Genomic DNA, 13,796 nt, shown 5'->3' on the forward strand with positions numbered 1-13,796 from the left:
TTCGACTTTGGTTGCAGAAGCGCAGCCCCCCAGATTCGGAAACGACCGCGGGGCGGCAGATGCTACCTTGGGCGGAGACCCTTCCGTTTCCCGGCGAGATCCCAGGACATGACGACCGACATCCGGCTGCGCTTCCTCCACCCCTCCGGCGCCATCGGCCCCGGCAAGGTGTCCCTGCTGGAGGAAATCGACCGCACCGGCTCGATCTCCGCGGCGGCGCGGGCGCTCGGCATGTCCTTCCGCCGCGCGTGGTTCCTGGTGGAAACCATGAATTCCGCCTTCCGCGAGCCGGTGGTTCGCACCAGCGTCGGCGGGCGGGAGGGCGGCGGAACCGGCCTGACCGCCTTCGGACAGGAGGTGATCGCCCGCTACCGCCGCATGGAGGAGGAGGCCCGCCGCGCCGCGGCGCCGCACCTCGCCTGGCTGGACGAGGCGCTGAAACCGGAGGCGGCGTCTGAGAAAGGCGCGGAATCCGATGATCCAAAGTCCAATGGTCCGGAAGCCGACGATCCGTAAAGTCTCCCTCGACGCCGCGACCTTCCGCCGCGGCGAAACGAAGGAGGCCCCCGATCCATGCGCACCGCCGCCCGCACCGCTCTCGCCACCTTGGTCCTTCTCGCCGCGGCGCCGCTTCCAGCCCTGGCCGACGGCGACCCGGCGAACGGCGAGAAGCTGTTCCGCCAGTGCAAAGCCTGCCACACGGTGGAGGCGGGCAAGAACCGCGTCGGCCCCACGCTGCACGGGCTGTTCGGGCGCAAGGCCGGCACGGCGGAGAATTACGCCAACTACTCCGAGGGGCTGAAGGCGTCCGGCATCCAATGGGACGCCAAGACGCTCGACCCCTATCTCGCCAACCCGAAGGCGGTTATTTCCGACAGCCGCATGGCCTTCGCCGGGGTGGTGAAGCCGGAGGACCGGGCCGACCTGATCGCCTATCTGGAAGCCGCGACGAAGTGAGCGTCAGCGGGGCGGGAACCGCGGCGGCGCTGGCCTGTTGCCCGGTTTCCACTCCCGCAGCCGGAGAACGGCCATGGCCGACGACATCGCAGGACAAAAAGGCGCCGAGCCCAAGGACATTCACAAGACCGACATTGAGCCGCTCTGCGACGAGCAGAGCGGCGGCGGCGGGTCCAACCCGGACACGCGCTACCGCGGCATGCCGGGCGGTCATCCCGGCGGTTCCCGCGACGGCGACTGCGATCCGGTGTCGCGCGCCGACCCTGAAAAGGCGGAACCCGACACCGCCGAATCCGGGAGCAAGCCCGCGTCCCGCTAGGCCGATGGCGTAGCCTTTCCGGGGCCGCCCCGAATTGGTCGTAGCCGCTGGCCCGGTCCCCCGCTAAAACAGGGGCTCCTCACCGGCACAACACGGGCTGCGACCGGCATGCTGAAGCGCCTTTACGATTGGACGATGGCCAAGGCGGCCTCGAAGAACGCCACCACCTGGCTGGCGGGGGTTTCCTTCGCGGAAAGTTCCTTCTTTCCGATCCCGCCGGACATCCTGATGGTGCCGATGGTGCTCGCGAACCGGCAGGCCGCCTGGCGGATCGCGACGATCTGCACGCTGGCCTCGGTGGTGGGCGGCGTCGCCGGCTACATGATCGGCTTCTTCCTGTATGAGGCGATCGGCAAGGTGGTCATCGATTTCTACCACCTGGAAGCCCAGTTCGAGACGCTGCGCCATACCTTCGTCGAATACGGGGCGGAGATTCTCATCATCAAGGGCATGACGCCCATCCCCTACAAGCTGCTGACCATCACCGCGGGTGTGGCGAAGCTGAACATCTGGGTGTTCATCGGCGCCTCGATCCTGTCGCGGGCGATCCGCTTCTATCTGGTCGCCGCCCTGCTCTACTGGTTCGGGGAGCCGGTGCGCGCCTTCATCGAGAAGCGGCTGACGCTGGTCACCACCGCCTTCGCCGTCGCGCTGATCGGCGGCTTCCTGGCGATCAAGCTGATCTGATCCACGGCAACCCAACCGGAGCACCGCGACGCCGGACCGTCCTGTCCTGTTGATGCCGCAGTGAGGCATTGACGGGAGAGGATGGATGGACAGCGTGCGCGGGGCCGTGGTGGTCATAACCGGCGCGTCGAGCGGGATCGGGCGGGCCACCGCCCTGACCTTCGCGCGGGAGGGCGCCCGGCTGGTGCTGGCCGCAAGGCGGGAGGCCCTGCTCGGCGAGGTGGCCGAGGAATGCCGGGAATTGGGCGGCGAGGCCGAGGTGGTGCCCACCGACGTCACCGACCCGGAGGCGGTCCGGCGGTTGACCAACCGCGCGGTGCAGCTGTTCGGCGGCATCGACGTCTGGGTGAGCAACGCCGGGGTCGGCGCTGTCGGACGGTTCGAGGACACCCCGCTGGAGGCGCACCGCCGCGTCGTCGAAACCAACCTGTTCGGCCCGCTGCACGCCGCCCACGCCGTGCTGCCGCTGTTCCGCCGGCAGGGCCACGGGGTGCTCATCAACACGGTGTCGGTCGGGGCCTGGGCGCCCGCCCCCTATGCCGCCGCCTACGCGGCCAGCAAGTTCGGGCTGGAAGGGCTTCTGGAAAGCCTGCGGGCGGAGCTGGTCGACGCGCCGGGCGTCCATGTCTGCGGCGTCTACCCCTTCTTCACCGACACGCCGGGCATATCCCACGGCGCCAACTACACCGGCCATCAGCTGGACGCGGAAAGCCCCTTCTACGATGATCCGCAGGACGTGGCGGACACCGTGCTGGCCGTCGCCCTGCGCCCGCGCGCCCAGGCCATGGTCGGGGCGATGACCCCGCTGACCCGGCTGGGGCACGCGGTGGCACCCCGCCTGATGGAGAAGATCGCCGGCCACGGCGCCCACCGCCATTTCAGCCGGACCCCGCCCGCCGCGGCGAGCGACGGCAACCTGTTCCGTCCTGTGGAGCGCGGCCGCGGCGTCACCGGCGGCTTCCGCACCCCGCCGCCCGCCTGGGTGTCGCCGCTGCTCGTCGCCGGGATCGCGGCCGCCGCGGCGGCCGCTTATGCCGGCTACGCGCGGAGCAAAAACGGAAACCACTGAGGGCTTTGAGTTCGGGAACGGGTTGGTCCAGAATGCCGGCCCGTTCCCGCAAGCCCAGAGCCCATCATGCCGAAGCCGACGACCCCGCGCGGCCGTCCGCCCGTTCCTTCCCTTGCCCGCCCGTCCCCTGCCCGCCCCGGTCCGGCCCGCGCCGGCAAGGACATGCGCCGGGAGGAGGTGCGGGAGGAGCCGGGCAAGCTGTTCCGCGTCGCCGGCCTCTCCGCCGTCTCCGCCCTGTTCGCCCATGACGCGGCGCGCGTGGAGCGGCTGTTCTTCGAAGAGCGGCTGAAGGCGAAGACCGGCGACTTCTGCAAGGCGATGGCCGCGGCGCGCAAGCCCTACCGCATGGTGGAGGCCGACGAGCTGGCGAAGGTCGCCGGGACGGTTCTGCACGGCGGCGTCGTCGCGCTGATCGCGCCGCGCCCGGTGCCCGCCTTCGACAGCGAGGCGGCGAAGCGCTGGGCGTTGGACGGCCAGCCGCTGCTGATCCTGGACGGGGTCGGCAACCCGCACAATCTGGGCGCCATCCTGCGCACCGCCGCCTTCTTCGGCCTGCGGCGCGTCGTGGTGTCGGACCATCCCGGACAGGCCCTGCCGTCGGAGTCCGCCTACCGCGTCGCCGAGGGCGGGTTCGAATGGGTGGAGCTGTACCGGGCGGCCAACCTGCCGATGGTTCTGAAGCGACTGCGCGACTCCTACCGGGTGGCCGGAACGGCGCTGGGCCGAGGCCGGGCGGTGGTCACCGACCCGGCGGTCCTCACCAAGGGCGAGCGGCCCGCCGCCGTGGTTCTGGGCAACGAGGAGGACGGGCTTCCCCCCGCCACCCTCGCCGCCTGCGAGGACATCCTGACCCTGCCCGGCACCGGCCGCGTCCAGTCGCTGAACGTCGCGGCGACCGCGGCCATCCTCATCCACGCGCTGGCGAAGCCGGGCTGACGGCCTGACCGCTCAGCCGCCCAGGGCGATGATCAGCACCAGCGCCACGACCAGGACCGAGACGACGGGCAGCATGTCCACCCCGCCGCGATCCCAGGTCGGCGCCCGGCGGGAGCCGTGATGCGCGCCGTGGGCGTGGCCCAGACCCTCGTCGGCCCAGCCATGTTCGGACGGGCGGGCGCCGGGAGCGGAGACGGCGGGGGCCGCCGGGCTGGCGATGTCGACCACCCCGGCCCCGCGCTGGTAATCGCCACCGCCGCCGCTCCGCGGACGCTTCAGCCGCTCGTCGGTCAGCTCCACGTCGATGCCCGCGGCTTCCAGCCGCTCCACCACCACGGCGACCTCCTCCGGGGTCATCGTCTCCACCGGCACGTCCTGGCCGAGCTGCTCGACGCTGAGCCGGTTGCCGTGCTGGCGTCCCTTGGCAATCAGGCGCTGGAGGGTGTCGTCGTCGATCGTCATGGTTCTCTCCCCGCGGTTCCACCTTGGACTGAACATTCCCAAGGATAAACAGGCGGGGCCGCGGAAGGCTCCCGTGCAAAGGCGCCGACTTGCCTCCGGGGCGGTGCCACCCGACATAATCCCCAAATCCTACGCCATCGGAGAGGCCGAGATGCTCGGAATGTTCATGCGCAAGCCCCTGGCCCTGCCCAGCGCGGAGGAGGCGCTGCCCGGACGCGACACGCCGGTTCCCGTGCCGCCGCGCCATCACGTCAACGGCAACCCGCTGACCCCGCCCTATCCGGAGGGGCTGGAGGTCGCCGACTTCGGGTTGGGCTGCTTCTGGGGGGCCGAGCGCAAGTTCTGGAAGGTGCCGGGCGTCTGGGTGACCATGGTCGGCTATCAGGGCGGCCACACCCCCAACCCGACCTATGAGGAGGTCTGCTCGGGCCGTACCGGCCACACCGAGGCGGTGCGCGTCGTCTACGATCCGGCCAAGGTCGGGTTCGAGGAGCTGCTGCGCGTCTTCTGGGAGGCGCACGACCCGACCCAGGGCATGCGCCAGGGCAACGACGTGGGCACACAGTACCGCTCGGCCATCTACACCCACAGCGAGGCCCAGCGCGCCGCCGCCGAGGCCAGCCGCGAGTCCTATCAGGCCCGCCTGCAGCAGGCCGGCTTCGGCCCGGTGACGACGGAGCTTCGCGAGGCCCCGCCCTTCTACTACGCCGAGGACTATCACCAGCAGTATCTGTCCAAGAATCCCGCAGGTTATTGCGGACTGGGCGGGACCGGGGTGACCTGCGCGGGGTGAGGGGAAGAGAGAGGGTGGATCGCGTCGCGGCGAGGCGCCCATTGTTGGGCGCCTACCCCGCCCCGGCCCCCAGGAAGGCGCGGATGGGCTGGACGTTGCCGCCCAGAACGACCGGGACGCCCGGCGTCGAGACGGTCCGGATGGTCATGCCCGAGGTCTCGCCGAAGCTGACGGTGGTCTGCGCCATGCCGCTCGGCAGGTAGAACGGCCACAGGCCGAGCGGGGCGAAGGTTTCGATGATGGCTTGGTCCAGGGGCGAATAGACCGCGTCCGAAGTGACCGTAATGTCGATACCCTTCGCCGCCGCCAGCGATGCCATGACCCGCGGCAGGCTTCCGTCGGCGCCGAAGACCGCGTCCCAGGCGGGTTGCGCCGGATCGGGCCAGGGCGGCGTGCAGGGATTGGCATAGGCCGTCGCGATCATCGAGGAGTTGTACCAGGGCCCCGGCGTGAGCGGCCACGTGATCAGTCCCGACACGGTGACCGACGCCTGCACGTGGCTGCGCGAGAAAAGCAGGCTTTGGCGGTTGCCTGGAACGGCGCCGCTCCAAAGCCCGTTGTCGATGGTGTCGACCCCCCCGGTCCAGGACCCGGACACATCCCCGCTGGCCGTCTTGCTGTCGAAGCGGAAGGATTTGGCGATGCCATGGGCAAGGCTTTGGACCAGTTGCGCGTAGCTTCCCCCGAAATCCGCAGGCTGCCCGTTCGGGCCGACATACGGCTCCAGCGCCGTCTGGGCCGAGCCGATCAGAACCATCACCGCAAGATCCTGCTGCCCGACATTGGCGACCGTCGGCGCGTTGGTCATCGCCCAGATCAGGAACAGCGACGGCAACTGCTGGGCCGACGGCTGGGGGTGGAGCGTCGCAAGATAAGCGGTCCACGCCTCATACGTGTCGTCGCCGATGTCCTCCTTGAAGGAGGATTCGGGAAAGCTCAGCTGGCCGATGACGGATGCATAAATGTCGAAAAAGCGTTCCAGGCTCATATCGTAGGCGTTTGCCGTCAGGGAACGCTGCGGAATTTCCTGACCGTAACGCCACAGCCCCAGATTCGTCAGAGGAACGACAAAGGATGGCTGAAGGATTTGGAACGCGGCGGACGTGAGATTGAGCGATTGGACGACGGAATTGTACCAGCGGTTCTGAAGCCCTTCCATGCCGGCTGGCGTGTCCGCAGCGGCTTCGTGTTGGCGTAACATCGCGTTCTCCCGAGTTCCATCCGGAGCGTCATGAAGCGAAGGGAACCGGCCGCAGGCACGGCCGGTCCCCACTCGCCGCGGTCTCAACGGGCTGCGCCCGTGCCCTCAGGCCAGGGCCAGCGTCTTGTCCGACACAGCCTTCAGAGCGGCGGTCGAATGGCCCAGATAGGTCTGGACCGGCAGAACGTTGCCGCCCAGGACGATCGGAACCCCGGGGTCGCTGGTGATGGTGACGGTCATGTTGCCGTTCTGGTTGAAGGACACCGACGTCGAGGAGCCGCTGCCCGAACCGCTGGTGTAGAACGGCCACAAGCCGGCCGACTTGTTGCTGTTGATGACGCTCTGGTCATTGGAGTCGAACTTGGCGTCCGACGTGACCTCGATGTACATCGTGTCGGCCACGATCAGGTTGACCATGAAACGGGTGGTCGTGCCCGTGGCCGGATCGAACACCGTCTTCCAGCTGGGAAGCGCGCCCTGCTTCCACGGCGGCGAATCGGAACTGGAGTAGGCGAGTCCCATCGCCGAAGAGCTGTACCAGTTGCCCGGCGACGCGGCGAAGGTCAAGACGTGCCGGAAGGTCGCCTTGGTGATCTGCACGTTGCTGGAGGCGAATTTCGTGCTTTGGGAAGACGACGAGCTGCTGCCGCCCCAGAGTCCGAAGAAACCCGAATTGCCTCCCTTCGACCAGCTGCTCGACACATTGCTGTTCATCGTCGAGCTGGAGAAGGTGAACGAGCGGGACGGGGCCTGCGACAGCTGCTGGACAAGCACCGAATACCCCGCATTCCAATCCGGCGGCGGAGCCGGCGGCGTCTGGAAGGGCACGCTGGTGTAGGGCATCAGCGCCAGGCTGGCGGCGCTGACGGGGTTGAGCAGCATCGCCGACAGATCCTGCGCACCGACATTCGCCACCGCCGGAGCGTTGATCATGGCCCACTGGAAGAAGGTGCTGGGGAGCTGGTTGGCCGCCGGCGTGGGCACGATGCTCGCGATGTAGCTCTTCCAGGCCTTGTAGTTGTCCGGCCCGATGTCCGGCTCGAAGGTGTTCGTCGGCGCGATCAGCGAACCGATGATGCCCTTGTAATTGGAGAAAAACTGGTTGCCGCCGCTCGCGATGTAATTCTGCGTCAGCGACAGCGGCGGGATGTTGTTGAAGTAGTCCCACAGCAAAGTGTTGTTGTTGGCCACAAGCGGCGGCGATGGCTGCAGAATTTGAAACGTGTCCTGCGACAGTCCGAGGCCCTGGCACAGCCCGTTATAGAAGCCATTTTGAAGATCGAGAAAAGATGACACCGTTTCCTCCTTTGTTTTGTGGTCCGATTTCAGCAAAATAATCGCGACAGGATTTTTATAGCACCAAGACAGAAAGCAATCAACTGCCAAGATCCATTTTTATAAAGAGTACAACCGCATGATATTCTGTTATCTAACATGATCATATGTTTCCGTTGTTTTGTCATATTAACGTATGGTGTCTGAGAAAGTCCTTTACATGCAAATTATCAATTGTCTTCAAAAAGCCTTTTTACTGCAACGCCTTGCCGCCCGACGCCTGCGCACAGGATGGATCGGGACGCACGGACACACCCACTCGGGAATCCTTGTCCGGCCCTTGAGCAACGTCGCCCTTGCGGTTGCGCCTGCCCGCCCCTTCCGGGTATGGTTCCGGCGGTCCATGAAAGCTCCAGGGGGGTAGCCCCGCGGGGCGCCGCCCGAGACATTCCGCGCCCAATCCATGATCAAGGAAAGAACCGAGCTGGCGACGCCGCACCTGAGCGGCCTGCTTGACTTCTGGCTCACCAAATGCATCGGCGGGAAGCCGCCGGTGTCCAGCACCATCGCCCCGGCCGACCTGCGGCCGTGGAAGGATAATATTGTGATTTTCGAGGTCATCGGCGACGACGACTTCGTTTATTCCTATTATGGCCAGTCGCTCGCCGCGGCCTTCGGGCACTCGCGCCTGGGCGCCACGCTGGACGATCTGCCGGAGGAGCAGCGGGCCATCCTGCGCCCCGAATACGCCTCGCTCCTGCGTGAACGGCTGCCGGTCGCCCGTGTCTACACCGCCGATTTCAGCGGCGTCATGCGCAGCTGGGAACGGCTGGCGCTGCCGATGTCCAGCGATGGCGAGACCATCGACAAGATCCTGGTCGCCGCCTACGAACTGCCGCCGGACGAGCCGCCCTGCGCCGCGCTCACCCCCGACGCGGCGGATGAGGAGGCGGAGCTGGAAGCCGACGTGCCGGTCGACGACGGACCGGACGAAGACGGATTGGACGCGGACGGACCGGACGCGGACGACACGGCGGACCCCGAACCCGAGGCTCTTGCGGACGAGGACGCCGACATCGACGGCGACACGGACGGGATCGCGGATGCCGAGACCGAAACCCAGATCGACGACGACACCCCTGCCGACGACGACGCCGACGACGGCGAGTCCTTCTCCACCGAACAGAAACCGGGAGCCCCGGCATGACGCCGCGCACGCCCCACCTGACCGCGCCCGCGACCCAGTCGGGAGTCGTCACCGCCGACGAGTTCAATCTGTGGTGCGCGCTGAACGGCCGCCCCTTCAACCTGATCCCCAACGCGCGCCCGGACGGGCGGCGGCTGTGGGATGTGGAGGTGCTCCCCGGCACCCCGCGCGCCGGCACGGTCTATTCGACCAACCTCGCCGACGAGGCGCTGGCGGTGGTCGCTGGATTCGCCTTCCTGTCCGGCGTCGAATGGGCCTATGAGGCGCGCCCCGCGGAAACCGTTTCGGCCCTGGCGTCGGATGCGGCCGTGGAAGCGCCTGAGGACGTGGAGGACGTCCTCATTCCCGACGCCGAGGACCTGCCCGAGGACGTGGAGGCCGAAGACGGGGCGGACGATGCCCTCGCCTATGAGGACGAGGAGGCGGAGTACGCCGACGACCCCGTCGCGTTGGACGACGTGGACGAGGATGTCGCGGACGAGGATGGTGCGGCGTACGGCGAACCGGTTGGCGAGGACGATCCCTACGCCCTGCCCGGCACCACGCTTCTCCAGAACCCGCCGCCGCGCCCGCCGCAGCAGCATGACGAGACCGTCCTGGCCCGCAACGCGCGGATGCTGGAGACGGTGCTGCGGAACTTCCGCGTCCGCGGCGAGATCATGGACGTGCGCCCCGGCCCCGTCGTCACGCTCTACGAGTTCGAGCCGGCGCCGGGCACCAAGTCGGCCACGGTCATCAACCTGACCGACGACATCGCCCGATCCATGAGCGTGGTCACCGCCCGCATCGCCATCGTGCCGGGCCGCAGCGTGATCGGCGTGGAACTGCCGAACCCGGTGCGCGAGATGGTCTATCTGCGCGAAATGTTCGACCACGCGGCCTTCGCCGAGTCGCAGGCCCATCTCGCCATCGCGCTCGGCAAGGACATCAGCGGGGAGCCGGTGGTCGCCGACCTCGCCCGGATGCCGCACCTGCTGGTCGCCGGCACCACCGGTTCGGGCAAGTCGGTCGCCATCAACACGATGATCCTGTCGCTGCTCTACCGGCTGCCGCCGGAGCGCTGCCGCTTCATCATGGTGGACCCGAAGATGCTGGAGCTGTCCGTCTATGACGGCATCCCGCATCTGCTGACCCCGGTGGTGACCGACCCGAAGAAGGCGGTGATCGCGCTGCGCTGGGCCGTCCGCGAGATGGAGAGCCGTTACGAGGCGATGTCCAAGCTCGGCGTGCGCAACATCGAGGGCTACAACGCCCGCATCGCCGAGATGATCGCCAACGGCGAACCGATGCCCCGCCGCCATGTCCCCGGCGAGGCCGAGACCGTCTTCGACCTGACCCCGCAGGAGCCGACGCCGCTCCCCTACATCGTGGTCATCGTGGACGAGATGGCCGACCTGATGCTGGTCGCCGGCAAGGAGATCGAAGCGGCGATCCAGCGGCTGGCCCAGATGGCGCGGGCCGCCGGCATCCACCTGATCATGGCGACGCAGCGCCCGTCGGTGGACGTCATCACCGGCACCATCAAGGCCAACTTCCCGACCCGCATCAGCTTCCAGGTCACCTCCAAGATCGACAGCCGCACCATCCTCGGCGAGGCCGGGGCGGAGCAGTTGCTCGGCCAGGGCGACATGCTCTACATGGCCGGCGGCGGCCGCATCACCCGCGTCCACGGCCCCTTCGTCTCCGATTCGGAGGTCGAGGAGATCGTGCAGTTCATCAAGTCGCAGGGGGCCCCCAACTACGTCACCGCCATCACCGAGGAAGAGGAGGAGGCGATCGCCGACGACGACGACGAGAGCGGCGGCGGCAACTCCGGCGACGATCTCTACATGCAGGCCGTCAACCTTGTGGTGCGCGAGGGCAAGGTGTCGGTCAGCTTCATCCAGCGCCAGCTCCAGATCGGCTACAACCGCGCCGCCCGTCTGGTCGAGCGGATGGAGACGGAGCGCGTGGTCGGCCAAGCCAACCACCAGGGCAAGCGCGAGGTGCTGCTGTCCCCCGCCGGCCTGTCGGCCAAGCGCGCCGGGGTCTAGGAACGGGAGAGAGGGCGATGAAGGCGCATTTCGAACGGTTCGCGCGCTACAACCGCTGGGCCAACCGCCGCCTCTACGCGGTGGCGGCCGAGCTGTCGGACGCGCAGTACCGCGAGGATCGCAGCGCCTTCTTCCGCTCGGTGCGGGGCACGCTGAACCACATCCTGGTGGCCGACCGGGTGTGGCTGCGCCGCATCGAGGGGGAGGGGCCGATGCCCCTCGCCCTGGACGAGATCCTCCATGACGGCTTCGACGACCTGCGCGCCGCCCGCGAGGCGGAGGACGAGCGCCTCATCCGCGTCGTGGCGGAGCAGGAGGAGGCGCGCTTCGCCGCGGACCTCCACTATCACTCGCTGGCCGGGCAGGCCTTCGCCATGCCCTTCTCCGCGGTGCTGGCCCATGTGTTCAACCACCAGACCCACCACCGCGGGCAGGCGCACACCCTGCTGACGCAGTTCGGGCTGGCCGCGCCCAGCATCGACTTCGCCTATTTCCTGTTGGAAAAGTAAGAAGCGCAGGGTTCTCACATCCGCGACGGGGACAGGCGGAACTCCACCACCCGGCTGGTGTGGGCGAGCTTGTCGATCAGCTCCATCGGGTCCGGCGTGCCGTTGGCCTGGAGCGTGAGCTGATACTCCAGGTGGCCGCTGCCGTTGCGCAGGTGAAAGGCCCAGGACACGATTTCGTAGCCGTGCTCCAGCGCCTTGACGCGGAGCACCTCCGCCGGGGGCGCCTGATCGCGCTCGAACACCAGCATCACCTGGACCACCGTGTGGTGGGGCAGCACCGCCTCCAGCCTTTGGAAGGCGCTCATCACCAGGATGACCAGGAAGGTGGCGCCGATGGCCGCGGCGTAGAAGCCCAGCCCGATGGTCACCCCGATCGCCGCCGCCGTCCAGATCGACGCCGCGGTGGACAGGCCGCGGATGGAAAAGCCTTCCCGCATGATGACCCCGGCGCCGAGAAAGCCGATGCCGGTCACGATGCCCTGGATGACCCGCGTCGGGTCGCCGCCCCCGCCGGTTCCGCTCCCGACTCCGCCGTACCACAGGCCGGGATAGGCGTTGACGACAGTCAGCGCCGTCGAGGCGAGGCAGACCAGCGCGTAGGTCCGCATCCCCGCCGCCCGTCCGTGGAAGGAGCGCTCGTACCCCATCAGGATGCCGAGCCCCAGCGCCCCGACCAGATGCAGCAGGATGACGCCGTTGACGGCCAGTTCGGCCGGCGACCAGTAGGCGGACAGGTTCAGCATGACGCTCCTCCCCCGGGACGACTGGCCCCAGGAAGCACAGTGTAGCGCCAATTGCTTCGCGAAGGATCACCCTACCCCAGCGCGCCCAGAGTCCAGCGGGCGAGCAGGGCCACCAGCATGCCCTCCGCCGTGGCCAGCATCAGCCGCAGCATCAGGCTCACGAGGTCGGTGAAGCGGTCGCGGTGGGGAAACACCTCGGCCAGCATGTCGGCGACGGCGCGGCGCAGGTTCAGGCTGACGAGGCCGATCACCAGCGCCACGGCGGCGGTGCCGACCACATAATAGAGCGCGCCCTTCCAGCCGGCGAAGTTCTGCGGGTGTTCCAGATAGAAGAGCGTGCCGACGACGATCCAGACGGCGGACGGCCAGATCCCCACCATGTCGGCCCCGCCGGCCGGCCTGGCACCGCCGGGCGCCGGCATCGGAGGCTCCGGCGGGGGCTCCGGCGGGGGTTGCGCGCTCCAGGGCACCGCCGCCTCCGTCAGCCCCCCGGCACGTGCCGGAAGGCCAGCACGCAGGCCGGGCGGCCGTCCTCGTCGGCCAGCGGCAGCAGCAGTTCGACGAAGCGCGCGCCCGGCAGCATCGGGTCGTCGCGCACCAGAAGGCCGCGCGGTTCCCCCGTCTCCAGACAGGCGCGCAGGTCGGCGTTGAAACGCGCCGCCGCCTCGGCGGGGTGGCAGTCGCTGACCGGGCGCGGCACCGCGCGCTGACCGATCCGGCGCTGCACCGCCCGCCCGCAGGCGCGGTAAAGGAAATCCTCGCCGCCGCGCAGCGGCTCCATCAGGCACAGACGCGGCACGCATTCGCGGATCTGCGCGGTGTCGATGTCGCGCGCCTCCGGCATCGGGCGCCCGCGGCGGACGCGCCGCCAATGAACGTAGAGCAGGCTGGCGATTTGCGGGATCTGCTCGAGATCCAGCGGCTCCGACCGGCAGACCGGCGGCGCGGGCGGCGGCGGCGGAACGGCGGGCGCCGCCTCCGGGACCGCGCGCACCGGCGCGGCCGCCACGGCCTCCGGGGCCGGCTTGGCGGCGGTGGGGGCCGGGCGACTGGCGAAGACCGGCTGACGCTCCGGGCGCCCGCCATGCTTCTTCAGCATCGGCAGCGGCGCCCAGGTCGGGCAGGTGTGGTAGGAGCGCGTGACCTTCCGGTAATCCTGGCTGGTCGCCGTCCGGCACTCCCCCTCCGCGCTGTAGCGGTCGACGTGGACGAGCGTGTTGTCGTCCGACAGGGCGCGGTCGCCCCCCCACGAAACGCAGGCGGCGCAGGCGCGGCTGTCCTTGGCGAAAGCGTGGGTCATCGTGGGGTGCGAACTCCGGAGGCGGTCAGAACGGGTGTGCGGGCTTCTCCCGCTGGCGAGGATCGGGAAACGCCGGGTTTCCGGCGCACCCCGATTGATGACGCCCTTTCGACGCAGGTTCAAGCCTTGCCTCGCCGCCCGCTGGCGATGTTTCAGACATGTGGCCCGCGCATCATCCCACCCCTTCCCCCGCGCCGCCTTGTTCCCTATAAAGGGGCCTCGCAACGACATATTGATCCGTGCCCCCTCACACCCGCGCCCCTGCCAAGGGGCCAATGGCGCGAGGGGGCTTTTGCTGCACGAAC

16 protein-coding genes are annotated in these 13,796 nt (G+C 68.5%); 10 read left to right on the top strand and 6 right to left on the bottom strand.

From position 1 onward, the window contains the following. Window positions 1-108 precede the first annotated feature (108 nt). The 6 genes from H0B54_RS14730 (at window position 109) to H0B54_RS14755 (ending at window position 3,968) form a co-directional block, all read left to right on the top strand. Complete coding sequence (locus H0B54_RS14730; RefSeq protein WP_188260954.1) at window positions 109-516, top strand: winged helix-turn-helix domain-containing protein; 408 nt, start codon at window positions 109-111, stop codon at window positions 514-516. Window positions 517-573: 57 nt separating this feature from the next. Then, on the top strand, window positions 574-957 hold the full coding sequence (locus H0B54_RS14735; RefSeq protein WP_094303141.1) for a c-type cytochrome: 384 nt from the start codon (window positions 574-576) through the stop codon (window positions 955-957). Window positions 958-1,030: 73 nt separating this feature from the next. After that, complete coding sequence (locus H0B54_RS14740; protein WP_188260955.1) at window positions 1,031-1,276, top strand: hypothetical protein; 246 nt, start codon at window positions 1,031-1,033, stop codon at window positions 1,274-1,276. Window positions 1,277-1,384: 108 nt separating this feature from the next. Beyond that, entirely contained in the window at window positions 1,385-1,963 is a 579-nt protein-coding gene (locus tag H0B54_RS14745) for a YqaA family protein (protein WP_094303139.1), read from the top strand. 85 nt (window positions 1,964-2,048) lie between these two features. Continuing rightward, a complete protein-coding gene (locus H0B54_RS14750; protein ID WP_188260956.1) occupies window positions 2,049-3,032 on the top strand; it encodes an SDR family oxidoreductase in 984 nt (327 codons plus the stop codon). Window positions 3,033-3,098: 66 nt separating this feature from the next. Beyond that, complete coding sequence (locus H0B54_RS14755) at window positions 3,099-3,968, top strand: TrmH family RNA methyltransferase (protein ID WP_246472532.1); 870 nt, start codon at window positions 3,099-3,101, stop codon at window positions 3,966-3,968. A 12-nt stretch (window positions 3,969-3,980) separates the two neighbouring features. Here the strand turns inward: H0B54_RS14755 and H0B54_RS14760 are convergent, their stop codons facing one another. After that, window positions 3,981-4,430, bottom strand: a complete 450-nt coding sequence (locus H0B54_RS14760) for an RNA polymerase sigma factor region1.1 domain-containing protein (protein ID WP_188260957.1) — start codon at window positions 4,428-4,430, stop codon at window positions 3,981-3,983. A gap of 151 nt (window positions 4,431-4,581) precedes the next feature. Here H0B54_RS14760 and msrA point away from each other — a divergent pair, with 151 nt between their 5' ends. Continuing rightward, entirely contained in the window at window positions 4,582-5,223 is a 642-nt protein-coding gene (gene msrA, locus H0B54_RS14765) for a peptide-methionine (S)-S-oxide reductase MsrA (protein ID WP_172428392.1), read from the top strand. A gap of 52 nt (window positions 5,224-5,275) precedes the next feature. Here msrA and H0B54_RS14770 read toward each other — a convergent pair whose 3' ends face one another. After that, complete coding sequence (locus H0B54_RS14770) at window positions 5,276-6,496, bottom strand: hypothetical protein (RefSeq protein ID WP_188260958.1); 1,221 nt, start codon at window positions 6,494-6,496, stop codon at window positions 5,276-5,278. 33 nt (window positions 6,497-6,529) lie between these two features. Further along, complete coding sequence (locus H0B54_RS14775) at window positions 6,530-7,720, bottom strand: hypothetical protein (protein ID WP_143271887.1); 1,191 nt, start codon at window positions 7,718-7,720, stop codon at window positions 6,530-6,532. Window positions 7,721-8,162: 442 nt separating this feature from the next. Between H0B54_RS14775 and H0B54_RS14780 the strand changes: the two genes are divergently transcribed. Genes H0B54_RS14780 through H0B54_RS14790 form a run of 3 tightly spaced genes read left to right on the top strand, consistent with a single transcriptional unit; the run spans window position 8,163 to window position 11,448 of the window. Beyond that, the gene (locus H0B54_RS14780; RefSeq protein WP_188260959.1) at window positions 8,163-8,906 is read left to right on the top strand and encodes a PAS domain-containing protein; all 744 of its coding nucleotides are present in this window, start codon (window positions 8,163-8,165) and stop codon (window positions 8,904-8,906) included. Next, window positions 8,903-10,939: a DNA translocase FtsK gene (locus H0B54_RS14785; RefSeq protein ID WP_188260960.1), complete on the top strand. Its 2,037-nt coding sequence runs from the start codon at window positions 8,903-8,905 to the stop codon at window positions 10,937-10,939. Before H0B54_RS14780 ends, H0B54_RS14785 begins: the two co-directional genes overlap by 4 nt. 17 nt (window positions 10,940-10,956) lie before the next feature. Continuing rightward, the gene (locus H0B54_RS14790; protein WP_188260961.1) at window positions 10,957-11,448 is read left to right on the top strand and encodes a DinB family protein; all 492 of its coding nucleotides are present in this window, start codon (window positions 10,957-10,959) and stop codon (window positions 11,446-11,448) included. A 14-nt stretch (window positions 11,449-11,462) separates the two neighbouring features. Here the strand turns inward: H0B54_RS14790 and H0B54_RS14795 are convergent, their stop codons facing one another. The 3 genes from H0B54_RS14795 to H0B54_RS14805 all read right to left on the bottom strand — a co-directional run bounded on the left by H0B54_RS14795 (window position 11,463) and on the right by H0B54_RS14805 (window position 13,491). After that, window positions 11,463-12,191, bottom strand: coding sequence for an MgtC/SapB family protein (locus tag H0B54_RS14795; protein WP_188260962.1), 729 nt, complete (start codon window positions 12,189-12,191; stop codon window positions 11,463-11,465). A gap of 71 nt (window positions 12,192-12,262) precedes the next feature. After that, the gene (locus H0B54_RS14800; RefSeq protein WP_188260963.1) at window positions 12,263-12,613 is read right to left on the bottom strand and encodes a hypothetical protein; all 351 of its coding nucleotides are present in this window, start codon (window positions 12,611-12,613) and stop codon (window positions 12,263-12,265) included. Window positions 12,614-12,672: 59 nt separating this feature from the next. Beyond that, entirely contained in the window at window positions 12,673-13,491 is an 819-nt protein-coding gene (locus H0B54_RS14805) for a PAS domain-containing protein (RefSeq protein ID WP_188260964.1), read from the bottom strand. Window positions 13,492-13,796 lie beyond the last annotated feature (305 nt).

Origin of the sequence: Azospirillum tabaci, assembly GCF_014596085.1 — a bacterium.
GTDB classification, from domain to species: Bacteria; Pseudomonadota; Alphaproteobacteria; order Azospirillales; family Azospirillaceae; genus Azospirillum; species Azospirillum tabaci.